Source organism: Streptomyces sp. NPDC058307, assembly GCF_042880295.1.
GTDB lineage: Bacteria > Actinomycetota > Actinomycetes > Streptomycetales > Streptomycetaceae > Streptomyces.
Genome location: NZ_JBHVYZ010000011.1, coordinates 37567 through 61947 on the forward strand (window position 1 = coordinate 37567; position 24381 = coordinate 61947).

Sequence of the window (24381 nt, forward strand, 5' to 3'; positions counted from 1 at the left end):
CTACGCACCCGTCGCCGCCCTGCGCGTCGGCCTGCCCAGTGCCCAGAACAGGACGCCGAGGAGCATGAACCCGAGCAGCGGGAGTGCCTCGGTGAGGAGGTACTTCACCCGCTCGTGGTGGTGCCAGCCGTCCGGCACGTACCCCTTGCCGAACCAGTGGTCGCCGAGGCCGGGGGCGACCAACTGCACGCTGGCGAAGAGGATGAGCGCGGTGAGGACGATGCTGATGGCGAGGGGCGCGGGTGCCTTGTACGGGCGGGGCACGCCCGGGGCCTTGTACCGCAGTACCGCGAGCGCCGGGAAGATGCCCAGATAGCTGACCAGGGTGGTGGAGATCGCCAGGCCCAGGACCGCGCCGAAGAGCTTCGCCGCGCTGCCGTTGGTGAGTTCGTGGGCCAGGACCAGGACGGCCGTGGAGACCAGCCCGCTGAGGATGTTGACGCGGACCGGGGTGCCGAAGCGGCTGGAGATGACGCCGAGGAAGCGGGGGGCCGCGCCGTCGTAGCCGGAGACGGCCAGGGCGCGGTCGGAGCCCATCACCCACGTCACGCCCGAGGAGAGCACGGTGAGGATGAACAGGATCGCGGCCAGGTCCCCGAGCACGCTCCCGGCGCCGCTGAGGGTGGCGGTGCCGTCGCCGGCGACATGGCCGCCGTAGACCGTGAAGACCTGGCGGATGGCGTCGAGGAAGCCGCCGAGACCGGTGACGGCCTTGACGGGCAGCACGAGCAGGATGCCGAGGATCGGCAGGGCGTACAGGAGTACGGAGAGGGCGGCGCTGCGGAAGACGGCGTACGGCACGTCCTTCTGGGCGTCGGTCATCTCGTCGCCCGCCGTGCTGGGCAGTTCGAAGCCGACGTAGTTGAACATCAGGACGGGCACCAGGCCGACGAAGCCCGCGTACGTCGGGGAGAAGTCGCCGGGTCCGAAGCCGTGCAGGCCGTGCCGGACGCCGTAGACGACGACCGTGGCGGTGAACAGGCCGAGCAGCAGGAAGCGGCTCCACGCGCCGATGGTGGGGATCCACTTGCCGACGTCGAAGGAGAGGATCGCGGCGAGGACCCCGATCCACACGAAGGCGAGGGTGAAGACGTAGAAGGCCGGGGTGCTCAGGTCCTTGCCGCCGTTGAAGAAGGTCGTGTACGCGGTGACGGCGGAGACGGAGAGGGTGCCGCCGAGCCAGACCGGGTTGGTGATCCAGTACAGGAAGTTGTTGACCGCGCCGGCCAGGCGGCCGAAGGCCCGGCTGGTCCAGATGTAGGGGCCGCCCTCGTCGGGGAACGCGGCGCCGAGTTCCGCGGTCAGCAGGGCGGAGGGGACGAAGAACACGACGGCCAGCACGATGAGCCAGGTGAACGCCTCCGCGCCGCGGGAGGCCACCGAGCCGATGGTGTCCACGCCGACGATCGTGCACAGCAGGAAGAACAGGATGTCGAAGCGGCCGAAGTGCTTGCGCAGCTTCTCGCGTTCCGACCGGGCTGCCGGCGGCGCGTCGGCCGGCTCTGAGGTGATGGGGCCAGCGGTCACCGGGAACTCCTGCGAATGGGCGGTACAGGCGGAATTCGGCCAATGATCGGCGCCGCCGCACACGCTCACAAGCTTTCATTGGGAAGTCTTGACCCGCTATTGCCGAAAGCGGGCCCTGGACTAGCCCTGGACCAGCCCTCGGCCAGCTCTCGGCCAGCTCTAGGCCCTGTCGTCCCGGAGGTCCGCGCGCAGGGCGTCGCGCAGTCGGCGCAGGTCGTCCGCGGGGCGGCCCAGGCCGTTGAGGCGCAGGCGGGCCGCCTCGGTGCGGTCGACGGGGCGGACGGTGAAGGCCAGGTTCATCGAGGCGCGCAGCATCCACAGGTCGTAGGCGAGCAGCCGGGCCGCGCGGGCCTGTGCCGCCACCAGGTCCGGGTCGGTGGTCCGCAGCTCCTGGAGGCGGGTGCGCAGCCGGTGCACGGTGATGCTCTGCAGCCCGCAGTCCCGGGCCGTCCCGCGGGACACCGGGCCGGGCTCGCCGCACGCGGCCACCGCCTCGTCGGCCGGCCTCTGCGCGGCCACCGCCTCGTCCAGCACCGCGACGAGCGCCCGCAACTGGTCGGGCCGCGACGGGCCGACGGGTGCGGGACGGGGCCGGTGGGGACGCAGAAGCGGGCGCAGGTGTGACCCTGCGGCCGAGAACTGCCGTACGGCAGCCTGCAGTCGTACGGCAGTCAGCAGTCGTACGGCCGCGAGCCGCCGTGGGGCGCCGGGCCGTTGTGCCGCCCGGGGCTCGGGCCGGTCCGGAGCTGTGCCTGTGCGCATGGCCCCTCCTGGCGTCCGTGGCGGCCCGGGCTCCTCGCCACGCCCTCGCGTGAACCGGCTTCCGGGCGCCGCGTCCCTCCAGTGTGCGCCTCGTGCGCGGCCCGGTGTTCCTTCGCGTCCTGCCGGAAGAAGGCGTGATCGGGTGTTCTCAGGGGTAGTTGTCCTCCCCCGGGAGTAGCGGAAGGCGGTGCGGTCGTCCCGGAGAGGCAGGGCAGGTGCCTCCGTGGGCACGATGTGCGGGCGGGTCTCGCAGACGAGGCTGGTCCGTGTCGGGGAACATAGTCCAGGCCCGAGGAGGGCGCCATGAACCGCCAGATCCGCGTTCGCGTCACCCGTCGGCCCTCGTCCTCCCGTGACACCCGGCAGCCGGAGATCGACCGCAGGACGCCCTCGGGACGGCTGCTGCCGTACTGACGCCCGTCCGACCGATCCGGCCGCCGGTCAGTTCAGACAGCGGTCGATCGCGGTCCGCAGCGCCTCGCGCAGCTCGGGCGGAGGCTGCGGGCCACCGCCCTCGGCACCGGCCGTGACCACCGCGGCGACCTTGCGCAGCTTGGTGTTGGAGAGCTGGGAGGCCTCCCGCAGGATGTTCCACGCCTCGTCCGGGGAGCAGGCGTGCGTGGCCATCAGGACCCCGCGCGCCTGGTCGATGACCGGGCGGGTGAGGATCGCCTGCCGGAGCTGCTGGACCTCCGTGCGCAGCCTGTCCAGCTGCCGGGTGCGCTCCAGGACCATGGTGGAGGGCACGGGCTCCCAGCGCGTCGCGGGGCCGTGCAGCGGATCGTCGGGATCCAGACCGGCCGTCTCCAGGACGCGGCGCGGCTGGTCGTTCCAGCCGGTCGCCGACACCCGTATGCCCCGGTGGCGGGCGTAGGTGTCGAGGACCTCCAGGAACTGCAGTCCCGTCGGGTCCATGAAGGTCACGCCGGTCATGTCCAGGTCGACCCGGTCGGTGTCGTCCGGCAGTCCGGCCAGGGTCCTGCCCAGGGCGTCCGCGCAGCCGTGGACCAGATCGCCGCGGGGGACGAGCACGGCCCTGCCCCCCTCCACGCTGCTGTCGATGGCCGGGGTGTCCGGCCGCCCTGCGAGCGATGTGTGTGTGGCTGAGCTCATGTCCGCCTCGCTGCTCCCCACAGTCGTCACGACGTTGAGTCACCGATGGCCGCCGGGTCCCGGCCCCGGCCGTGGGTGTGGCGGTGCGGGCTCCGGCGGTGCTGGGATGCGCCTGCCCGGCCGGTCGGGGAGTACACCCGGCCGCCGGGGCGTGACGGGCGCACTCCGGGGGTAAACGCGGTCTAGTCCAAGTACCGACACGAGACGTTTCGGAAGGGGAGACGTATCGGAAGGGACGGAGTGGGTTCAGCAGTGGGGAGTCGGCGTGAGGATCCTGGACGAGGCACCACGGCTGGACGAGGCACCACGGCGCCGCCGCCTTCGGGCGAGCGGAAACCCGGTGCGGCCGCTGTGAACGCCGTGGCCGAAGCCGCGGATCCGTTCGTGCATCCCGCGCTCTTCTACCGCGACGAGCGGGAGTACCTGGCCGGCGTGGTGCCGTTCGTGCACGAGGCGCTCACCGCCGGGGAACCGGTGGCCGTGGCCGTGCCGACGGAGAACCTGCGGCTGCTGAAGGCGGCGATCGGCGCCGGGAAGGCCGTACGGTTCCTCGACATGCGGGAGGCCGGGCGCAACCCCGGCCGGATCATCCCCGGGGTGCTGCGCGCCTTCGCCGACGCCCAGCCGCCCGGCACCCGGGTGCGGATCGTCGGCGAACCGATCTGGGCCGGCCGCTCGGCCACCGAGTACCCCGCCTGCGTCCAGCACGAGGCGCTGATCAACGCCGCTTTCCAGGGCCGCGAGGTCACCATCCTGTGCCCGTACGACACCCGGCGCCTCGCCCCGCAGGCCGTCGCCGACGCCTACGCCACCCACCCCACGGTCCTCGATGCCGGCTCCGGCCGGGCGGAGGAGAGCGGACGGTACGACGTCGAGGGCGTGCACGCCCGCTACAACGCCCCGCTGCCCCCGGCCCCGGAGGTGGCCGCCCACGCCTTCGTCGCCGATGTGCTCGGCGAGATCCGGCACTTCGCGTCCGACGCGGCCGAGCGGTTCGGGCTGCTGCGGCCCCGGCTCGACGACCTGGCGCTGGCCGTCGCCGAGCTGACCACCAACAGCGTGGTGCACGGCGGCGGTTCGGGCCTGCTGCGGGTGTGGGCCGAGGACGGGCACGTGGTGTGCGAGGTCCGCGACCGGGGACACCTCACCGACCCGCTGGCCGGACGCCGGCCGCCCTCCCGGGACCAGTTCGGAGGCCGCGGCCTCCTCATGGTCAACCTCGTCGCCGACCTCGTACGGGTGCACACCGGGCCGGACGGCACGACGGTCCGCTGCTGGTTCGCCTGCTGACACGGGGCGGGACGGGCGATGATCCGCGCGGCTTCCTTCCGTGGCCGAAGCGCGCCGGTCTCCCCGGCCCCGGCCCCCTTCGACCTGCGGGTCCGTTTCGCCGTACGCCCGTGTGGGCAAGATTCGCACTCGCGGCCGGATGTCCGGGTGTCGGGTGTCCGGAGGCGTCCCACCACCTTCGACTCGGCGCTGTGGGGCAGCCGACCGGCTCCGGAGCATGGCTAGGGGGCGCGTGCGCCCTCATACTCGGATGTCCGGGGAGCCTGTCGTCGGGGGTGGTTCATGAGCGCCGCTATTCCGGGTCCTGGCACGACATGGAACGACGACGACCTCCCCCCGCTCTTCCGCGTCAACGATCAACTCGCGATCATCCATCAAAGTGAATCGTTCCGTGCCGTGCGCGCCCAGTTGATCGTCCTGCTGGCCGCCACGACCTCGGCCATGCTCGCCGAACGCCTGGACAGCCATGTCCCGGCATTCCTCGCCGCGCTGCTGTACGCCCTGACCATCGGTCTCGGTCTGCACACCACGCGCCGTCGGGCCCGCGCACGCTGGCAGGCCCATCGTGCCGTCGCCGAGATGCTGAAGTCCCTCGCGTGGCAGTACATGGTGCACGGGGGCATCTTCCACTCCCAAGTGGCCAACGCCGACGCGCTGTTCGCGGAGCGGGTCGAGGAACGGCTCAGGGAGATGCGCAAGGTGGGCTGGGAGGACTCGAGGAACGGCGCCCACGCCCGCGGCGAGGGCCAGATCACGCCGGTGATGCGGCGGGTGCGGGGGAAGCCCTTCCCGGTGCGGCGGGACGTCTATCTGCGCGAGCGGCTCATGGAACAGCACGCCTGGTACCGGCGTCGTGCCGCGCAGGCCCACCGCGCCTCCGTGCAGTGGTCGTCGGTGACCGCCGTACTGACCCTGCTGGCCCTGCTCGCCGCCGTGTTCAGGGCGGCCGGGATGCTCGGCGGCTGGGACCTGACCGGGGTGTTCAGCGCGTCCGCGGCGGCCGGCGTGGCCTGGCAGGAGGTGCGCAGGCACCGGCCGTTGACCTACGCGCACTCGCTCGTCGAGCAGGATCTGGAGACCCTGCGGGTCGAGATGAGCACGACCGTGACCGAGGACCGCTGGGCCCTGGCGGTGGCGGAGGCGGAGCGGCTGGTGTCGCCGCAGCACTCGGACTGGCTGGGCAGGTTCGGTAGTTGACGGACAGTCAGCGACTGTGCCGTCAGGGTCAGCGCATGTGCCGTCAGGTCTCTCGCCGCACGTCCGGCTCCCACAGGACGGTCACCGGGACCCCCGTCCGGCGCGCGTAGGCCACCACGTCGCCGGTGCCCCCGAGGCCCCGGGCCGGGCGGCCGTCCCACACGGCGATGAGACGGTCGCAGTGGTCGACGACCCAGCGGCCCGCCGCGAAGTACGCCTCCTCGTGCGTCGGCTCGGGCGGCAGCTCGACGAGGTGCGTGCAGGCGCGGAGGATCCTGCGGTACCCGGCGCGTGCCGCGTCGTCGTCGAGATGGGCCTCGTAGTCCATGCCCGGGATCACCGCCGTCACCGGGACACCGCAGTCCAGGGCGATGTCCGCGAAGAGCTGGTCGGCGCCGGCCGCGAGACAGGTGAAGGCCTCCAGGACGCCGCCGCCGAGCTGTCTGCGCATCTCGGCCCGCACGCCCGGCAGGACCGGGCCGGGGATGGAGCGGTGCCCGGTCACGCCGATCCGGGTGACGGAGAGGGGGGCCGGTGCGGTCACTGTGGGATGGCTTCCGGCCTGTCGGGTCGTCGCGGTTCCGCTCGTCACCAGAGAGCCTCCCACAGCCGTCGGAACCTACACCGTAGCGCCGCCGGCGGGGAGCATACAGGGGCGCACCTGCTCACACCGGGCTCATCGGACGGCATCCGCCCGGCCCGGCCGCACCCGGCTGCCGCTCCCGGCCGACGACTGCCGTGACCTGAAAATCGTTTAGCGCCGTGAGCGCCGGGAGAGGGATGGTGCGACCCCCCGTCCCCGCTCGGCGTGCGCGCCGACGACCCCCTCCCGGATTCCGTCCGCCATCTCAACTCCCCTCGTTCGACGGGGCAGACTGATCACCGGAGCTCGTCGTGACACAGGCAGGGGTTCGACGCATGGTCAGACAGGAACGCGCGGAGGTCACCCGGTCGGCCATCCTCGACGCGGCGGCCCGCGCCTTCGACGCCGAGGGGTATCACGGGACGTCGCTCGGGGACATCGCGAAGGAGGCCGGGGCGACGAAGGGCGCGCTGTCCCTCCACTTCGGCTCGAAGGAGGAGCTCGCCCGAGCTCTCGTCGACGAGCAGTTCTCCGCCCTGGAGCCGGTCACGGACACGGGCAGGCCCGGCGTGCAGACCGTCATCGACATCGTGCACTCCATGGCCCGGCTGCTGGTGGCGGACGTCCGGGTACGGGCCGGCATCCGGCTGGTCCTCGACCAGAGCTCCAGGACGGGCATCGTGAGCGAGCCGTACACCCGGTGGATCGAGCGCTTCCGGGAGTGCCTCGTCCAGGCCCAGCAGCGCGGGGACGTCAAGGCGGACCTCGACCCCGGGCGGGTGGCCCGGCTGATCGTCGGCTCCTGGACCGGGCTGCAGCTCAGCTCCCAGGTCCTCAGCGGGCGGGCCGACCTGACCGAGGAGACCACCCTCATGTGGGAGATGCTGCTGCCGAGCATCGTGCCGCCGCGGCGGCTGGAACGTTTCCACCCCGAGGGTGGGGCGCGCGTGCCGGAGATGGCCTGAGAGGGGTTCCCGGACGCCCGTCGTGCCTCAGGTGGCCAGCGGGTTCAGTGACAGCGGCTCGATCCGGCCCTCCAGCATGTACCCCAGTCCCTGTACGGCGCAGACGTCGGGCCGCTCGGCGATGTGCACCGGCATCCCGGTGGCCTGCCGCAGCATCTGGTCGAGTCCGGGGAGCAGGGCGGAGCCGCCGACCATCATGATCCCGCGGTCGGCGAGGTCGGCCACCAGGTCGGGCGGGCAGTTGCGCAGCACCCGGCCGATGCCGTCGAGCACGGCGGTCAGCGGGGTCTCGATCGCGTCCCGTACGGCGGCGGTGTCGACCCGCACGGAACGGGCCAGGCCGGTGGCGACGTCCCGGCCGTGGATCTCGGTGGAGGTCGGGCCCTGCGGGGTGAGGCCGTTGCCGGACAGAGCGAGCTGGAGCGGTCGTACGGACTGACTGGGCAGCATCAGCTCGTGCTCGTGACGCAGGTGCTGGACGATCGCGTGATCGACGGCCTCGCCGCCCACCGGGACGCGCTCGGCGGTCACGATCGACCCGAGCGAGAGCACGGCGACCTGGGTGGCGGCGGCCCCGCACACCATGATCATGGTGGCCTCGGGCCGCTCGACGGGCAGTCCGCAGCCGACGGCCGCGGCGATGAGGGTGTCCACGAGCTCCACGCGCCGCGCCCCGAGCCCCACCAGCGTCTCGATCGCCGCGCGCTGGGCCAGCGGGTCGGCGTCGTGCGGGGTGCAGGCGGCGGCCCGCAGGCGCGGCTTGCGGCGCAGATTGCGGCGGATCCTGTCGCCGAGCAGGTGGCGCAGCATCCGCTGGGCCATCTCGATGTCCACGACGGTGCCGCCGGAGACGGGGCGTACGACGCGGATGTAGTCGGGGGTGCGGCCCGTCATCTTCTCGGCGAACTCACCGACCGCGATCAGCGCGCCGGTACGGGTGTTCACGGCGGCGGCCGACGGCTGGTCGACGACGAGCCCTGCCCCCTTCACGTAGACCCGCGTCCGCGCCGCGCCCAGGTCGACGGCGAAGTGGCAGCGGCGCAGCTGCTCCAGACTGGCGGTCATGGCAGGTCCTCCCGAGAGCACAGACCGTGGGGCCGCGCCGGGTGGCGGGGCTTAGTGGCATCGTGCGGGGGCGGGGGAGGGGGCGCCTTTATTAGGGGGCCGGGTGGGGTGCGGCTGAATGGGGGGTCTTGTGGCCTACCTCTTATGGGGGCGTTCCGTAAGGGTGGGTGATGCGCAGTCAGGGGGCCGCAGGTCGCTCACGACTGGGTTCCCCCTCGGGGAGTGCGGCCACCCCGAGCTCCGCCAGATCCTGCGGCCGGATCCGCAGCTGATCCGCCGTCGACTCGACTTCCTCCGGGGCTCGCTTCAGGATCGCCGCCGCCAGTTCCGGTGCGATCACGGAGAAGTAGCTGTCCGGTGTGGCGTACGTGGCGTCGGGCGCCGCGAGCGCGAGGGCGCCACCGGAGCCGCCCTCGCCGATGAGGAGGGTGGTGATCGGGGTGCGGGTGGAGGCGACCGTGGTGAACAGGTCGGCGATGGCGGCGCCCGCGCCCTTGCGCTCGGCCTCGGCGTCGTTGGCCGCGCCAGGGGTGTCCACCAGGGTGAGGACCGGGATGCCGAGGCGGTCCGCGAGACGGATCAGACGCGTGGCGGTGCGGTAGCCGGCGGGCCGGGTCGCCGTGCCGGTCTGGGCGGCGTAGGCGATGGTGCGGCCCCCGTGCTCACCGAAGCCGCACAGCATGCCCGGGTCGGTGCCGCCGCAGCGGTCACCGGATACGGCCACGCGGTGGGTGAAGTAGGCGTCCAGGTACGCCTCCGCGCGTGGGCGCTCGGGAGAACGGGCCCGCCGGACCGCGTCCCACCCGGTGAGGGGAAGGTCGGTGGTGCCGAGCGGAGCCGGGACGGGGGCGGGTTCGACGGGCGACGCGCCGGCGGTACGAAGGTGCGTGGTGTCGTCGCCGGGTGCGCTCGGGGGCCTGGTGGTGTGACCGGGCGCGGTCCTGTCGCCGGGGTGGCCCGATGGCGTGGCGGTGTGACCGTCCGCTGTCCCGTCGCCGGGGCCTCCGCTCGACGGTCTCGCCAGCAGGCGCAGCCACCTGCCCAGCGTTTCCCGGAGCGCCTCCGGGCGTACGACCGCGTCCGCCGCGCCCGCCGCCACCTGCGCCTCCGCCGTGTAAGCCGTCGGGTCCGCGTCCGGGGGGCGGACCCGGGAGCCCGCGAAGCCGACCTGGGCGCCCGGGAGGGCGAGGATCACGTCGGCGCCCGCGCCCAGGGTGGCCCAGCCGCCGCCCGTGGTGGGGTCGCGCAGTACCGCGATCTGGGGAAGGCCCGCCGCCCGGGTGAGGGCCGACTCCCGCGCCACGCGCTGGAGTTGGGTCAGAGCGAGCATGCCCTCCTGCATACGACTGCCACCCGTGGCCACCAACGGAACGACCGGCAGGCGGTGTTCGCGGGCATACCGGTATGCCGCCTCCAGCCGGTCACCGGTACGTTCGCCCAGCGACCCGCCGAGGAAACCGAACTCGAAGGCGATCAGAACAGCTCGGGTGCCCTCGACGCGCGCGGTGCCGCAGATGACCGACTCCTGCTCGCCGGTGCGCTGGGCGGCGCGGGCGCGCGAGGCGTCGTAGCCCTGCCAGGCGAGCGGGCCGTCGGGCTTCGACTGCCGTGCGGGGTACGGGATTTCCGAGAAGTCGTCGGTGAGCAGCGCGACCATCTCGCGGGCGGACAGGCGCTCAGGCATGCAGGGCCCGCTTCATGATCTTCCCCATGTCATTGCGGGGGAGGGAGTCGAGGTGGTGGACGACCCGGGGCCGCTTGTGGGGGGCCAGGCGGCGGGCCACGTGGTCGGCCAACTCGTCGAGAGAGGGAGGTGATTGAGGGTCCGCCGCGACGATCCACGCCACGATCCGCTCGCCCAGGTCCGGGTCCGGCTCCCCGGTCACCGCCGCCTCCCGCACCCCCGGATGCTCCAGGAGCGCGTTCTCGATCTCGCCCGCCCCGATCTTGTAACCGCCGCTCTTGATCAGGTCGGTGGCCTTCCGGCCGACGATCCGGACGTATCCGTCCGCGTCCCGCACCGCCATGTCGCCCGTACGGAACCACCCGTCCGCCGTGAACGCGGCCGCCGTCGCGTCCGGCCGGTTGAGGTACTCGGTGAACAGGTTCGGCCCGCGCACCTGGATCTCGCCCACCGTCTCGCCGTCGTACGACGTGATCGTCGCCCCGTCCTCCTCCACCAGCCGCAGCTCCACACCCGGCAGCGGTACGCCCACGGTCCCGGCACGCGGCTCGCCGTCCGCGCGCACGCTCGTGTTCATGAGGGTCTCCGTCATGCCGTAGCGCTCGACGACCTGGCGCCCGGTCGCGGCCGTGATGCGCTTTTGGTCGTGCACGGGGAGCGCCGCCGAGCCGGAGACGAGGAGACGGGCACCGGCCAGAGCCCTCACCAACTCCGGTTCCTCCGACAGGTTTTCGGCGATGCGGTGGTACATCGTGGGCACGCCGAAGAGCATGGTCGCGCCGTCGTTCAGCTCACGGGCGACCCCGTCCGTGCTGAAACGGCCGAGGTGACGCACCGAGCCGCCGCGGCGGAGCGGACCGAGGACGCCCAGCACCAGGCCGTGCACATGGAACAGGGGCAGGCCGTGCACGAGGATGTCGTCCGACGTCCACTGCCAGGCGTCGGCCAGGGCGTCCAGGGTGGTGGCGACGGCCCGCCGGGGGAGCACGGCACCCTTCGGGGGACCGGTGGTGCCGGAGGTGTAGACGACCAGGGCGGGGTCGCCGTCCTGCGCCGAGCTGTCGGGGGCAGTTGCGCCGGTGGCGTGCACGTCGATGTCGATGCGTTCCAAGTCGCCTGCGATTGAAGGGACTTCGACGCCCGGCGCGGCGAGCAGCAGGCCCGGCGCGCTGTCGTCCAGGATGTGCCCGAGCTCCTTCTCGCCGGACTTCGGGTTGAGCGGCACCGCCGCGACACCGGCCTCCAGCGCCGCCACCACGGCCACCGCGGTCTCCAGCTCGGCGGTCGCCCAGACGGCCACCCGGTCGTACCGGGCGAGGCGACCGGCCAAGGCTCCGGTCGCGGCGGCGAGTTCCGCGTAGGTCAGGGAGCGGTCACCGAACCGCAGGGCGGGACGGTCCGCCGCGGCGCCGGTCAGGGCCGGGAAGAGAGAGGACACGCGTCGTACTCCTTGACTGTCGTTGCTGCTCGGCGTGCGGTCGGGAGCGAGCCTCCCCATGCGGTCGGGAGCCTCCCCGGTCTGTTCACCTCTGGGCGGCCGCCAGCACCGCCTCCACCACCGGCCCCACCGACTCCGGGTGCAGGAACAGGAAGAGGTTCGGCTCGACCAGTTCCAGTTCCATCACCCGCGGCTGCCCGTCCTCCCCGTCGACGAGGTCCACGCGCGCGTACAGCAGCTCCGGTGCGTCCGGCACGGCGGCCAGGGCGAGCTCGGCGACGGCGCGTTCGGCCGGGGTCGGCGTCCAGGGCTCCAGACCCGGGTGGGCGACCTTCGCCGCGTCGAAGGCGGTACCGGGAGCGAGGACCGCCCGCTTGCGGCTGGCGTGCAGCAGCCGGCCCCCGAAGAACTGCAGCGACCGCTCACCGCCCGCGTCGATGGCCCGCATGTACGGCTGCACCATCGCGGTCAGCCCCTCCGCGTGCATGCGCTCCAGATGCCGTACGGCACTGTCGTGCTGCTCGGGCGTGTACCGGGCGGCGTACCGCGCGCCCGCCCCGGAGGTGGGCTTGACGACGTACTCGTGGTCGCCGGGCAGGTCGGCCGGGTCGCCGGGCGCGAGGAAGCGGGTCGGCACCACCGGCACCCCCGCCTCGGCGAGCTCCCCGAGGTAGCGCTTGTCGGTGTTCCAGCGCACCACCTGCGTCGGATTGGCGAGCCGTGTCACCTTGCCGCACCGCTCCGCCCACGCCACGAACTCGGCCGCCCGCCAGGTGTAGTCCCAGGTCGACCGGATGACGGCCAGGTCGTAGCCGGCCCAGTCGACGCCGTCGTCGTCCCAGACCACGGCCTGCGCGTCGGCCCCGGCCTCACGCAGCGCCGCCACCAGCACGGGCAGGTCGGCGTCCTTGCTGGGCTCGGGGTGGGGGTCGTAGGTGACGAGGGCGACTCGGGGCACGGCGGGGTCCTTTCCCATCGGGGCTCGTCCGGCAGGCTAACCGCAGCGGGGGAAACAGCGGCAACCCCTTTACCTTCCCCCTCGGTGAAGCCCCACCATCAGGAGCGAGGAACGTGAGGAGGCCGTATGGAGTGGCTGACGATCGGGGCCTTCGCGCGGGCGTGCCGTCTGTCGCCGAAGGCGCTGCGGCTCTACGACGAGCTGGAGCTGCTGCGTCCGGCACGCGTCGACGCGGAGACGGGCTACCGCTACTACGCCCCGGCCCAGCTCGAACAGGCCCGGCTGGTGGCGTGGCTGCGCCGGCTCGGCATGCCGCTGGCCCGCATCCGCACGGTGTGTGCGCTGCCGCCCGCTGCCGCCGCCGGCGAGATCCGCGCGTACTGGGCGCGGGTCGAGGCGGAGACGGCCGTACGGCGGGACCTCGCCGCGTTCCTCGTCGACGAGCTGACGGCGACACCGAGGAAGGACACCACCATGCTCGAACTGCGCTATTGCGCCCACTCGGACCCCGGTCTGGTCCGCCCCGCCAACCAGGACACGGCCTACGCGGGCGCCCGCCTCCTCGCGGTCGCCGACGGCTACGGCCCGGCGGGCGCCCCCGCCAGCAGCGCGGCCGTGGCGGCGCTGCTGTTCCTCGACAGCGCCGACAGCGCCGAACTCCCGGCCGGCAACGTCCTCAACCTGTTGGCGGACGCGGTGCACGGGGCGAGCGAGGCGGTCCGTGACGTGGCCGGCACCGACGAGAACGGCACCACCCTGACCGCCCTGCTGTGGACCGGTTCCCGGCTCGCCCTGGTCCACATCGGCGACTCGCGCGCCTACCTCCTGCGCGGCGGCGCGCTCTTCCGCATCACCCACGACCACACGATGGTCCAGTCCCTGGTCGACGAGGGCCGGCTGACCGCGGAGGAGGCCGTCACCCACCCCCAGCGCGCCCTGCTCCTCAAGGCACTCACGACCGCCGGTGGCATCCCGGACCTGAAACTGCACGACGCCGAACCCGGCGACCGCTACCTCCTGTGCTCCGACGGCCTCTCGGGCGTCGTCCCCGACACCACCATCCGCGCCCTGCTCACCACCGCCCCCGCCCCCGACGAGGCCGTCCACTCCCTGGTCGACGCGGCGAACACGGCGGGCGGCCCGGACAACGTCAGCTGCGTGGTGGCGGACGTGGTGGAGGCGGTGGCCTGACGCGCCCGACGCCCCTGCGGGCGGGGCCCGGGACCGATCAGCGCACCGACAGCCGTTGCAGCAGGCCCCACGTGAACTCCGCCACCACCTCTCGCCGTACGCCCTTCCCGTCCGGGGCCGTGAACATGAGGCCCCAGCGGGTCGGGGCCGTGCCCTCCAGGGGGCGGGCCGGGGGGAAGGCCCGGGCCGCCTCGTCCACCGTGCAGGACCATGGGGTGAGGTCTTCCAGGGTGCGGAGGTCGGGGCCCTTGGACTCCGGCGCCCTGACCAGCCATTCGTTCCACACCGTCGAGCCGTTCGGGGCCAGCAGGACCTCGAAGCGGAGGTCGGGCCAGAGCGGCAGAGGCCAGAGCCACGCCTCGCACTCCAGGTCGCCGACCTTGCGGGTGAGGACGGTCTCGGGGGTGCCGAGGACCGAGCGGTACCGGGACGCCGCGGCGCGGGCCCGCGGGGAGCGGACCATCGCCTGCCAGCGCTTGTTGGCCTCCCGCATGTCCGCGATCGACACGCCCAGGGTGTGTCGGGCGCCCTCCACCAGGTCGGGGTTGTGGTCGGCCATGCGGCGCAGCAGGACCAGGTGGAAGTCGTGGACGGTGAAGGGGCTAGCCGCGGGCTTTCCGGAGGACATGGTCCCCATCGTCCCCCACCGCACTGACACCGGGCCGCCGGCCGTCGGGCAGGAACAGCACCGAGTTGATGTACCGCGGGCGGTGCAGGAAGGGCAGGACCCGGCGCAGGAGGCCCTGGTCGACGACGTACGAGGCCGTCTCCTGGTGGGCCTCCAGGGGGAAGCCCGACAGCGGGACCCAGGTGGCGCGGGGCAGCACCCAGCCGTCGTAGCCGAGGAGGGACAAGTACGTCACCACCGGGGCGATCGGCTGGATCCGGGACTCCAGTTCGACGAAGAGCGCGGGCCGGTCGCGCGCGAGGATGCCCGTCGCCCCGCGCAGCACCGCCAGCTCGCTCCCGTCCACGTCGATCTTGATGAACCCGACGTCCTTCAGGCCCAGTTCGTCCAGCGTGACGCAGCGGACGTCCACCGCACGGCCGTGGATGTCCCGCCGGACCAGGGAGGACACCCCGCGGTCGCCCTCGTCGCCGGGCGGCAGCCACAGCCGGGCGGTGCCCGGACGGTCCGTGGCCGCGGCCTGCACGACCTGGACGTTCGCCGGAGCCGCCGAGGTCAGCAGCCGGGCCAGATGCGGGACCGGCTCGACAGTCACCACCTGCCGCGCCCGCCCCGCCAGCCGGCGCGTCCACGGCCCGTACCAGCCGCCCACGTCCACCGCCGTCCGGCAGTCCGCCGGGCACAGCTCGGCCAGGCGTGCCAGCTCCGGCTCGAAGCGCGGGTACACCGCCCGGGCCGCCGCCGCGACGAGCCGGGTGGGCAGATGGGGGGCCACTCTCGCCGCCCAGGTACGGGCCGTTGTGGTCATGGGGTCATCCGTTTCAGGAAGTCTTCGTGTTCGTCGTCCGTCACCTGCTCACCGGAGGCCGGCAGCAGCTGGGGGATGCCGTCGACGATCGGGTAACGGCGGTGCAGCCGGGGGTTGTAGAGGACGTCGTCCGGCGGTACGAGGTGCAGGGGACCCTTGTCGAGCGGGCACGCCAGGATCTGCAGCAGCGGGTCGTCGGGGTTCATGGGGGCGTCAACTCCTTGGCAGCGACAGGCGGTTGGGGCGCCGGATCGTGCTTGGGCATGCTCAGCAGTACGCCGACCGCGAGCACCGTGCCCGAGAGGCGCAGCGTGAGCCGCAGCGGATCGTGGGGCAGGGACTCGCCGAACGAGAGCGTGCCGAGCACCGCGGTGTACAGACAGGTCACCGTCGTGCACACCGGCACGATCAGCGAGGCCCGGCAGCGCTGCAGCGCCGCCTGCGACATCACCAGACCGAACGCCCCGGTGAACAACAGGAGATACGGATACGGAGAGGCCAACAGCTCAACTACCGCGCCGCCGAGCCCACTTGAGGTCAGATAACTCGACACGCCCTTGATCGCGAGCGAGCTCACCCCGTACAGCAGACCCACCGCGACGCCGTACTCGACGCCGGTCGTCGGCATCCGGTGCCGGTGTCTCGTGCGCCGCTCGGCGGAGCCGTACAGCCACACGCCCGCCGCCAGCGACGGCACGCACACCAGCAGGATCAGCTGGTACGGGGCATCCCGGCTGACGTGGTCCGAGCCCTCCTTCAGCGACAGCACCACCATCAGCAGCGCGGCGAGGATCGCGCCCAGGGCGTACCGCTCCCGGCCGGTCGTCTCCTCGCCCAGCAGCCGTGCCGACAGCAGCACCAGCAGCACCAGACCGGAGACGAAGATGCCCTGCGCGGCCGCGATCGGCAGCGTCCGGTACACCGCGAGCTGCGCCCCGAACCCGGCCGCCAGCGACAGCGAGCCGCCGATCCACAGGGGGCTGCGGAGCACCAGCCCCAGCAGCTTGACCGGTTCCCGGATCGTCACCTCCGGCAGGGCGGTGAGCGCCCGTTTCTCCAGCACGAATCCGACGCTGTACAGGGTGTTCGCCAACAGGGCCGCCGCCACTCCCCACCACATGGTCCACGCCCCCTAGGTCTTGCGCGCGTGCAGCAGCAGGATCGACGCGAGCGACGGTCTGGCACACGCCAGCCGGTCCAGTGCGCGCAGCGGACGCGGCACCCCGTGAAAGGGCGCCCCCTCCAGCCGTACGACTTCGAAGCCGGCCGCCGCGACGAACTCCCGCAGCGCACGGGCCGTGTACAGCCGTAGATGCCCCACGACCTCCCGCCCCGGCCGCCCGTGGATCGCCCGCAGGCTCACCTCCGAGAACACCGGCTGGACGCCGGCCAGCAGGAGTCCGCGGTTGTACCAGGCGGCCAGGTTCGGTGTGGACAGCATGAGATGGCCTCCCGGGCGCAGGATGCGGCGGATCTCGTCCAGTGCCGAGTCCGGGTCGACGAGATGCTCGACGACCTCGCTGAACAGCACGGCGTCGACGGAGGCGTCCTTGAACGGCAGCCCGGAGCCCGTGAGTTCACCGCGCACGGCGTACGCCAGCCTGCTGCGGGCCCGCCTGAGGGCGTCCTGGGACCAGTCGACGCCGACGATCCGGTGACCGGTGAGGAGCGGGGCCGCGGTGGCGGCCGCGGTGCCGTCGCCGCAGCCGATGTCCAGGACGGTGCGCGCGGCGGTTCCGGCCGTACCGAGGGCCCCGGCCAGCATGCGGGCCTGGCGCAGGGAGCGGGGGGTGCCGGAGGCGACCGGGACGGCTGGGTCCTCGTAGAAGTCCCTGAGGCCGCGGTGCGGGGGTGCGGTGGTGTTCACGGGGCCACCTCCGTGGTGTGCAGGTAGTGCTCGAACAGGTCCCGCAGATGGGCGCCGTCGCCGTGGCTGAGCAGGGCCCGTGACCAGCGCAGGGCGAGATGCAGCCGGCCCGCGGTCGAGGCGGTCGTGACGGTCAGGCCGCGGGGCATCCTCGCCGGTGCCGAGAACCACACGGCGTGCGCGCGACCGGCCTCCTCACCGAAGTCCAAGGGGTACGGGATGCGGCCGATGTTGCTGAGGAGCGTGGTGGAGGTCCAGGGGGCGGCGGCTCGGCGAAGGCCCCGGGTCAGGGCCGCCCGCCAGGCCACCGGGGTGACCGGGGCGGTCAGCAGACCCGCGCCGTGGCCGAGTTGGGGGCGGGTGAGGGACTTGAGAGCGCGCGTGCGTTGTGCCGTGCGGCGCAGGAACGCGGGCATGTCGTCGGGGCCGTGCTTCAACTCGCCCGACGAGAACGGGACTTCTACCAGTCGGGTGCCGTTGCCTATCGGCATCGTGGTGTCCCTCGGGCGGTCGTCGACGGGCATCGTGATGCGGAGGGGGCGGGGGGTTTCTCCGTGTTCCTTGTTCCAGTGGGCGATCGTCAGGGCCGTGGTGACCATGAGCTGGTCGTTGACCGTGTAGGGGGAGCCCTTGGGGCGGTGGGGGAGGGCGAGTTCGGTGACGAGGAGGCCGTTGCCGGGGGAGTTCTCGGGGGTGCCTTGCGCTACGCGGGCGGGGCGGGACCAGTTGGAGGGGGTGCTCTCGGTGGGTGCGGGGGGTTCCGGGGTGCGGGTGGGGGGTGCGGCGGGGGAGTTGTCCTTACCGCCGTAGATTTCGGCTGCCGTGGCGAGGATGCGGAGGCAGGCGGGGCCGTCGAGGGCTGTGTGGTTGATAGTCAGGAAGAGGACGGTCGAATGCCGGGTGCCGCTCTGTGGGGGCTGGTCGCGCCGTTCCCCGCGCCCCTTACCAGGTGGGGCCACTCCCACCAAGTCGGTCGCCTCGCTGCCCTCTGGCGGGCCTGCCTCCTCGACCACCTCCAGTCGTATGGGTGGAGACAGCGAGAGCGGTGGTGTTTCCATCAGCGCCCTTGTCCTCGCGTCCCGCAGCGCATCCCGCCCCGGCTCCGGAAAGGTCACCACCTCCACATCCGGTTCCGTCGTCAGTTCCCACTCGTAGCGGCGGCGGTACCGGCCCCCCGGGGCCTCCCGCATCAGGATCCGTGGGTGCCGGTGCAGGGCCTCCAGGAACGCCTTGCGGAGCCGTGACCGGTCCAGCCGTCCCGGCAGGTGCACCTCGATGTGGACCGTCTCCGGTTCCTCCTCCTGGAGGCAGTGGCGGGAGACCTCGTCGACCACCGGGAACGGGATGCGTGTCGGTGGGGTCATGTCGGTTCCGTCCTCCCCTTGCTCGCCTCGACCGGCGGCAGGTGCTGTGTCGGGGCCTCGGATTCGGGGGGTGCCTCAGCCCCGCGCTCACTCTCACGCTCACCCACGCTCACCAGCGCCGCGAACAGGCCGATCAGCGCCAGCAGTTGGGCCACATGCCCGAACGCCCCGTGCGACGCGCCCACCGGCTCTCCCGCGCCCACCGCCGCGACGATCCCCGCCCCCGCCAGTGCCACGAAGGCGATCGGCACCAGGAGCCCGTGCCGTCGGGACGCGAGCAGCGCCAAGGCCGGCACCAGCAGCGCGAACCACCCGGCGATCACGACGCCCACCAGCGTGAGCGCCACCACCCCGAGCCACACCCCCGGCTCCGGGGGCACCGGCTGCGGCTCGTCGGAGTTCGGGGAGCGCCTGCGCCACAGCACCAGGCCCACCAACACCGCCAGTGCGACCCCGCTGCCGATCAGCGCGCCGTCGTACGTCGTCGCGGGCTCGTACGACAGCTTCACCGTGCCGCCCGCCCCCGCGGGGATGCGCCAGCCCTGCTGCCAGCCGTCGAGCCGCAGCGGGGTGAGCGACTTGCCGTTCAGGGTGGCCTTCCAGCCGTCGTTGTAGTTCTCGTACGTCGTGAGGTAGGAGGCGGCGCCCGAGCCCACGCTCACCTCGCGCTTGTCGCCCAGCCAGTCCCGTATTCGCAACTCCCGTGTCAGGGAGGTCGGTTCGGCGACCGTGCCGCGGGTCAGGGTGATGGCGGTCAGGGCGAGCGGACCGGCGTCCCCGCCCTCGACGACGTGCTCGCCGGAGGGGAGGGACACCTCGGCGTCGGAACGGCCCGACTGGCAGAGCGTCACCGTCAGTTCCCGCCGTTCGGTCAGGTCGCGGATCCGGCCCGACACTCCCGTCTGGTACAGCTTCCCGTCGATCGCCGTCACCGGACCCTTGCCGCACGGCAGGGAGAACGTCCGGTCGGCCTTTGGCTGCGGGGTCCGGTACTGGTCGAGGGCCGGGAGGTAGGCCTCCGTCAGTCCCACCGGGAGCTGGAGGTCCTCGTCGGCGACCGGGTTGTGCAGGACCAGCGGGGCCGTCTTGGTGATCGTGATGTCGAGGCGGTCGGTCGTGATCGCCGGGAAGCGCACCGCGCCGTTCTCGTCAACCCCGGCGACCGTCGCGCCGTCGGGCGAGGTGATGTCCACTTCGGTGGGCCGGGTGGAGAGGCCGCCCGCGGGTGCCAACACCAGCTCGGATATGGGCTGTTTGCCGTCCCAGCTGAGGTGGATGGTGGGGCGGTCGCCCGCGATCCAGGCCGTCGTGAGGTCGCCGTCGGTGAGATTGCGGGCGGACAGGCCCGTGCCGAGGGTCGCTGTGGAGTCGGCGGTCGCGGTGATGCGGTCGCGCTGGTCGGGGGTGACCTCGTACAGCAGCCTGTCGAGCTCCTCCCCGGAGATCGGCACCGCGCTCGCCTTCACCGAGTACGTTCCCGAGGACGCCGTGGTGAAGCGGCGGTGCAGGCCGGCCTCGGTGCCGGTCGGGGAGATCCCGGCCGGGTCGGGGACCCGGTGCACGGAGACGACCTCGGCGGCGGAGTCCGCACGGTCGGCGTCGGTCGGCAGCCGCAGCAGCCGGGTCACCTGCACGTGCGGCAGGTCGATCTCGGAGAACCCGGCACCGGCGAGCCCGGTCCGCCGCGCGACCGAGTCGACGATCGTGAGCTTCATCCAACTGGTCGCCCCGGGCGGGGCCTTGACGCTCTGCGTCGATCCGTCGGCCCGCAGCAAGCTGGTGCGCGAGCCGTTCTCCGTCTCCACCCGCACCTTGGTCGCCGCCGACCGCACGCTCTCCTGCGGCAACGGCGTCACCTTGAACGACGAGGGCATGTCGTACGCGGGATCGGACAGACCGATCCGCAGCCACTGCCCGTCCGGCGAGCCGGCGACGCCCTCCGCCCAGGCGGTGTCCGGGTTGCCGTCGAAGGCGTTGACCGGGTCGAACTGCGGGAGATGGAAAAGCCAGTTGCCGTACGAGGAAGCCGTCACCGAGCGGGCGCCGCGCAGTTCCGCCACCGTCTGGTGGTCCTGGCCCGTCGTCGGCAGGATCTGGTGCGGTTTCTCACCGGCGTCCTGGGCGGCGCCGGAGGCGTTGCGCTCGTCGCTGGTGTACGTGTACGACGTGTTCGCGTTGACGAGCCCGAAACGGGTGTCCGCGCGCCGCAGTCCGTCGCCGACGATCTGGAGCGCCGGCGTGCCGAGCCCGGGGTGGTTGTCACCGGTCAACACCGTGGCTCTGCCGCGCAGTTGGGTCGCCAGCGGGAGCAGTGACTCGGGGCCGCCGGACACCTGGGCGGTGTCGGCGACCGGCAGCAGACCGGCCTGTCCGGGGCGCGGCACGTCCTCGCTCGCCGGACGGTAGATCTCCACCGCCCGCTGCCTCGGATACAGCCCCTCGATCTGGAGCGGGGTGTCGTTCGCGATCTTCCCGCCCGTCATGAGCGGCCCGAGGCCCGTCACCCGCTCGTAGCCGGACTGTTCGAGGGCCCGCTTGACGACCGAGGACGACACGGTGCCGATCTGGTCCGGGTCGAGGTCGTTGCGGACGACGACGTAGTAGACGCCGGCCCGGCTCAGGTAGTCGGCAAGGCCGGGGATCTCACCGCCGGTCAGCAGCGCCTGCTCGACCGCGTCCGTCGTGCGCCGGTTGCCGGGGGTGCCGAAGGGGACGTAGTCGCGTTGCGCCCAACGGGACTCGGCGAGGACGTCGAGGGGCTGGTCGATCGGGGAGCCCCAGGTATAGATGCCGTGCGCGGTCGCGGGGACCACGAGGGCGCGCGAGTCGGGGGAGTACTTCTCCAGCCAGTCGGCCGTGCTGTGCCAGTACGTGGGCAGCTCCTGGAAGGAACCCGGGTTCAGGATCGAGCCGTTGAGGTACGGCCACATCAGCCCGGGCAGGACGAGGACCGCCGCGATCAGCGGGGCGTACCGGCGGCCCCTGACGGCTCTCGCCCCGCGCGGCTCGGAGGCCACCCCCACCAGATGGGCGAAGCCCAGCACCAGCGCGAGCGCCAGGCCCGGCTGGAACTTGTAGATGTTGCGGAAGGGGGCGAGGCCGCCGTTCAGCCAGTCCTGCACCAGGCCGTGGAAGGGGGCGCCGAACGCGCCGCCGTACCCCGCGAGCAGCACCAGGACGGCCGTCAGCGCGGTCAGCACCAGCCACCGCCGCTCCGGCATGTCCCGCCGCGCCAGGCCCGCGAGGCCGAGCCCGGCCGCGAACGCGGAGCAGAGGATCACGATCACCGAGGAGGCCACGGTCCAGCCGGCCGGCAGCCAGGCCTCCCCCAGATGCAGATAGGCGACCCAGTTCCCGGCCCCGCGCAGGGCCTCCGTCGCCGACATCGTCTCGGTCGTGGTGTGCGCGCTCTCGACGTACGGCAGGAAGTTCTCGCCGTAGAGGCCGAGCAGCAGCAGCGGGATCACCCACCAGGCCGTCGCCAGGATCACGCCCGGCACCCACCAGGCGATCAGCTTGCGCTGCCGGGGCCCGGGTGGCCGGGAGAGGAGATACAGGCCGACGGGGAGCAGGCTGGCCAGTGTGGAGGCCGCGTTCACCCCGCCCATGAACGGGACGACCAGCGCCGAGCGCAGGGCGGCGATCCGGGCGCTGTGGCGCTCGTTGGTCAGGGGCAGCAGCACCCAGGGCAGGAAGGCGCCGGGCAGCGCGGCGGCGGAGGTCGAGCCGATGACGATGGTGAAGGTCGGCCACAGCGCGTACGCGACGGCGGCGAGCAGCCTTCCCGGTCCGTTGCCGATGCGCAGCCGCTCGGCCAGCCTGAGCGCGCCCCAGAAGGCGACCGACACGATCAGCGACAGCCACAGCCGCTCCACCAGCCACACCGGCAACTGGAGGGCGTGGCCCAGCCAGTAGAACGGCAGCATCGGCCACAGATAGCCGACGTACTGGTCCTGGATGCCGCCGAAGGAGCCCTGGTCGTGCCACAGCTGCCCGAGGTCGGCGAGGAACCGCCCGGGGTCCGTGGTGACGCCCAGCTTGGTGTCGAAGGTCTGCCGGCCCGGGTGCACCGCGAGGAACAGCACGAAGACCACGGCCCAGAACCCCAGCAGCCAGCTCCGCGACCGCGGGCCCTCGGGAGGACCCGACATGACCGCGGTGCTGGGCACGGCTGCCGGAGGAGGGGCCTGGACCGTGGACGTCGTCATGGTGGACACCGCCGGATGATGAGGAGGAGGTTCCAGGTGGCGATCTCGCGGATGCCGGGAGCCCGTACGACGGTCTCCGCGAGGAAGGGCCAGTAGCGGGAGCGCGCCGAGACGACCGTGACGTCGTCCCGGGCACGCACCAGCCGCAGGGTCGGGCCGATGTGCACGGCGAACAGGTTCTCGCCCAGGGTGTGCTTGGCGGCCTTTCCGGTACGGCGCCGGTAGCGGGCGCGGGCCCGCTCGGCACCCAGGTAGTGCCAGGGCGCCCACTCGTGACCGCCCCACGGGGACAGCCAGTTGGTGAACGACACGTAGATCAGCCCGCCGGGCCGGGTCACCCGGACGAGCTCGCTCAGGAAGATCTCCGGATCGGCCACGTGCTCGAGGACGTTGGAGGAGAAGGTGACGTCGGCGGCGCCGTCCCGCAGGGGGAGCAGGTAGCCGTCGGCGATCACGGTGGAGTCGGGCGGTTTCTCCCCCAGCTCGCGGACGTCCGGCTCGAAGAGGAACGCCTCGGCGCCCCGTCTGCGGAACTCCTCGGTGAAGTACCCGCTCCCGCCGCCGACGTCCACGACGGTACGGCCGGCGACGGGACCGTCGTAGGCCTCGACCTGGTCGACGGCGTCGCGGGCGAGCAGCGCGTAGCAGGACTCGGGGTCGTCCTGCTCATGGAGGAAGGCCCGGAAGAGAGTGAGGGAACGCCGAAGGGAGGGGTCCTTCGCCCGCACCCGCGTCACGGTCCCCAGCCCCTCACCGCCTCGGCGGCAACGGCCCGGAACTGTCTGACGGTCCGGTCCCAGCGGTACCGGGCCGCCCGGTCCCGGGCCGCCTTGCCCATCAGCTCGCGGCGGTGCCCCGACAGGGCGAGGGTGCACCAGGCGGCGGCGAACGAGGACTCACCCTGCGCGAGCACGCCCGTCTCCCCGTCCACGACGGAGTCCCGCAGTCCGGGCACGTCGAAGGCGATGGTCGGCGTCTCGCGGGTGGCGGCCTCGGTGACCACCAGCCCCCACCCCTCGACGGCGGAGGGATGGAGCAGCAGCCACGCCTCGCACAGCAGCCGGTGCTTCTCGGCCTCCGTGACGTGCCCGGTGAACTCGACGCCGGGACCGGCGAGTTGTTCCAGCCGGGGCCGTTCGGGGCCGTCCCCGACGATCACGAGCCGGCCGCCGGTCACCGGCCGCACCCGTTCCCAGAGTCTGAGCAGCAGGTCGATCCGCTTGTACTCGACGAGCCGGCCCACGGCCACGAACAGCGGTTCCGGCGAGCGGCGAACCAGGGGTTCCGGTTCCTCGACGCCGTTGTGCACGACCCGGATGCGGTCCCGCTCGACACCGATCGCCCGCAGGGCGTGTGCCGTCGAGGGGGACACGGCGACCAGCAGACTCCGGTGCCGGGCCGCCGCACCGGCCAGCGCCCAGTGTTCGAGTCTTCGCCCGATCCGGGCGGCCGGCGCCAGGGGCCCGCCGAACCGCATCTTCCACAGGTCGGTGTGCACGTGGTTGACCAGGCACAGCGTGGGGCCGTGGTGCCACAGGGGCGCGAGGTACGGCATGCCGTTGCAGACCTCGACCAGCAGGTCCGTCTCGCCGACCTGGCGGGCGAAGGCGGTACGGGCGCGCAGGTAGTGGCCGAACTCGCCACCCGCCGACACGACCCGGTAGTCCCGGTAGGAGGCCGGGCCGCCGCACAGCAGGGTCACCTGGTGGCCCAGGCGGGTCAGTCCGTCGGCG

Annotated in this window: 21 protein-coding genes; 4 read left to right on the forward strand and 17 right to left on the reverse strand. The window is 72.7% G+C overall.

From position 1 onward, the window contains the following. The 3 genes from ACFVYN_RS10780 to ACFVYN_RS10790 all read right to left on the reverse strand — a co-directional run bounded on the left by ACFVYN_RS10780 (position 1) and on the right by ACFVYN_RS10790 (position 3402). A complete protein-coding gene (locus ACFVYN_RS10780; protein ID WP_389995576.1) occupies positions 1-1527 on the reverse strand; it encodes an APC family permease in 1527 nt (508 codons plus the stop codon). Positions 1528-1686: 159 nt separating this feature from the next. Continuing rightward, positions 1687-2289 carry a hypothetical protein gene (locus ACFVYN_RS10785; protein WP_389995579.1) on the reverse strand — a complete coding sequence of 201 codons (603 nt, stop codon included), beginning with the start codon at positions 2287-2289 and terminating at the stop codon, positions 1687-1689. 441 nt (positions 2290-2730) lie between these two features. After that, the gene (locus tag ACFVYN_RS10790; protein WP_389995582.1) at positions 2731-3402 is read right to left on the reverse strand and encodes an ANTAR domain-containing protein; all 672 of its coding nucleotides are present in this window, start codon (positions 3400-3402) and stop codon (positions 2731-2733) included. A 360-nt stretch (positions 3403-3762) separates the two neighbouring features. Between ACFVYN_RS10790 and ACFVYN_RS10795 the strand changes: the two genes are divergently transcribed. Together ACFVYN_RS10795 and ACFVYN_RS10800 are read left to right on the forward strand one after the other, a co-directional pair. Beyond that, positions 3763-4692 carry an anti-sigma factor RsbA family regulatory protein gene (locus tag ACFVYN_RS10795; RefSeq protein WP_389995585.1) on the forward strand — a complete coding sequence of 310 codons (930 nt, stop codon included), beginning with the start codon at positions 3763-3765 and terminating at the stop codon, positions 4690-4692. Positions 4693-4974: 282 nt separating this feature from the next. After that, entirely contained in the window at positions 4975-5889 is a 915-nt protein-coding gene (locus tag ACFVYN_RS10800) for a DUF4231 domain-containing protein (RefSeq protein WP_389995588.1), read from the forward strand. A 43-nt stretch (positions 5890-5932) separates the two neighbouring features. On the opposite strand, the gene ACFVYN_RS10805 is transcribed toward ACFVYN_RS10800, so the two are convergent. Continuing rightward, positions 5933-6433, reverse strand: coding sequence for a hypothetical protein (locus ACFVYN_RS10805; protein WP_389995852.1), 501 nt, complete (start codon positions 6431-6433; stop codon positions 5933-5935). A 374-nt stretch (positions 6434-6807) separates the two neighbouring features. Between ACFVYN_RS10805 and ACFVYN_RS10810 the strand changes: the two genes are divergently transcribed. Continuing rightward, entirely contained in the window at positions 6808-7437 is a 630-nt protein-coding gene (locus ACFVYN_RS10810; protein ID WP_389995591.1) for a ScbR family autoregulator-binding transcription factor, read from the forward strand. A 27-nt stretch (positions 7438-7464) separates the two neighbouring features. Here ACFVYN_RS10810 and ACFVYN_RS10815 read toward each other — a convergent pair whose 3' ends face one another. The 4 genes from ACFVYN_RS10815 to ACFVYN_RS10830 form a co-directional block, all read right to left on the reverse strand. Then, positions 7465-8502 carry a rod shape-determining protein gene (locus ACFVYN_RS10815; RefSeq protein WP_389995595.1) on the reverse strand — a complete coding sequence of 346 codons (1038 nt, stop codon included), beginning with the start codon at positions 8500-8502 and terminating at the stop codon, positions 7465-7467. 178 nt (positions 8503-8680) lie between these two features. After that, positions 8681-10186: a carboxyl transferase domain-containing protein gene (locus ACFVYN_RS10820; RefSeq protein ID WP_389995598.1), complete on the reverse strand. Its 1506-nt coding sequence runs from the start codon at positions 10184-10186 to the stop codon at positions 8681-8683. Further along, positions 10179-11624 carry an acyl-CoA synthetase gene (locus tag ACFVYN_RS10825; protein WP_389995601.1) on the reverse strand — a complete coding sequence of 482 codons (1446 nt, stop codon included), beginning with the start codon at positions 11622-11624 and terminating at the stop codon, positions 10179-10181. Before ACFVYN_RS10825 ends, ACFVYN_RS10820 begins: the two co-directional genes overlap by 8 nt. 85 nt (positions 11625-11709) lie before the next feature. Then, the gene (locus ACFVYN_RS10830; protein ID WP_389995604.1) at positions 11710-12582 is read right to left on the reverse strand and encodes a RimK family alpha-L-glutamate ligase; all 873 of its coding nucleotides are present in this window, start codon (positions 12580-12582) and stop codon (positions 11710-11712) included. Positions 12583-12708: 126 nt separating this feature from the next. Between ACFVYN_RS10830 and ACFVYN_RS10835 the strand changes: the two genes are divergently transcribed. After that, the gene (locus tag ACFVYN_RS10835; RefSeq protein ID WP_389995606.1) at positions 12709-13773 is read left to right on the forward strand and encodes a MerR family transcriptional regulator; all 1065 of its coding nucleotides are present in this window, start codon (positions 12709-12711) and stop codon (positions 13771-13773) included. A gap of 37 nt (positions 13774-13810) precedes the next feature. Here ACFVYN_RS10835 and ACFVYN_RS10840 read toward each other — a convergent pair whose 3' ends face one another. From ACFVYN_RS10840 to ACFVYN_RS10880, 9 genes are all read right to left on the reverse strand, one after another. Further along, the gene (locus tag ACFVYN_RS10840) at positions 13811-14410 is read right to left on the reverse strand and encodes a hypothetical protein (protein ID WP_389995608.1); all 600 of its coding nucleotides are present in this window, start codon (positions 14408-14410) and stop codon (positions 13811-13813) included. Beyond that, positions 14376-15209, reverse strand: coding sequence for an FkbM family methyltransferase (locus ACFVYN_RS10845; protein WP_389995611.1), 834 nt, complete (start codon positions 15207-15209; stop codon positions 14376-14378). The genes ACFVYN_RS10840 and ACFVYN_RS10845 overlap by 35 nt, the downstream gene beginning before the upstream one ends. Beyond that, positions 15206-15415, reverse strand: coding sequence for a Trm112 family protein (locus ACFVYN_RS10850; protein WP_352383532.1), 210 nt, complete (start codon positions 15413-15415; stop codon positions 15206-15208). Before ACFVYN_RS10850 ends, ACFVYN_RS10845 begins: the two co-directional genes overlap by 4 nt. Then, positions 15412-16317, reverse strand: coding sequence for a hypothetical protein (locus ACFVYN_RS10855; protein WP_389995855.1), 906 nt, complete (start codon positions 16315-16317; stop codon positions 15412-15414). Before ACFVYN_RS10855 ends, ACFVYN_RS10850 begins: the two co-directional genes overlap by 4 nt. Positions 16318-16341: 24 nt before the next feature. Then, positions 16342-17076: a methyltransferase domain-containing protein gene (locus ACFVYN_RS10860; protein WP_389995614.1), complete on the reverse strand. Its 735-nt coding sequence runs from the start codon at positions 17074-17076 to the stop codon at positions 16342-16344. Then, positions 17073-18440, reverse strand: coding sequence for a condensation protein (locus ACFVYN_RS10865; protein WP_389995616.1), 1368 nt, complete (start codon positions 18438-18440; stop codon positions 17073-17075). Before ACFVYN_RS10865 ends, ACFVYN_RS10860 begins: the two co-directional genes overlap by 4 nt. Then, the gene (locus tag ACFVYN_RS10870; protein WP_389995857.1) at positions 18437-22648 is read right to left on the reverse strand and encodes an alpha-(1->3)-arabinofuranosyltransferase family protein; all 4212 of its coding nucleotides are present in this window, start codon (positions 22646-22648) and stop codon (positions 18437-18439) included. Before ACFVYN_RS10870 ends, ACFVYN_RS10865 begins: the two co-directional genes overlap by 4 nt. Next, positions 22645-23385, reverse strand: coding sequence for a class I SAM-dependent methyltransferase (locus ACFVYN_RS10875; RefSeq protein WP_389995619.1), 741 nt, complete (start codon positions 23383-23385; stop codon positions 22645-22647). The genes ACFVYN_RS10870 and ACFVYN_RS10875 overlap by 4 nt, the downstream gene beginning before the upstream one ends. Then, positions 23382-24381: glycosyltransferase family 4 protein (locus ACFVYN_RS10880; protein WP_389995622.1), on the reverse strand; the 1000-nt coding region annotated here is incomplete at its 5' end. The genes ACFVYN_RS10880 and ACFVYN_RS10875, both read right to left, overlap by 4 nt.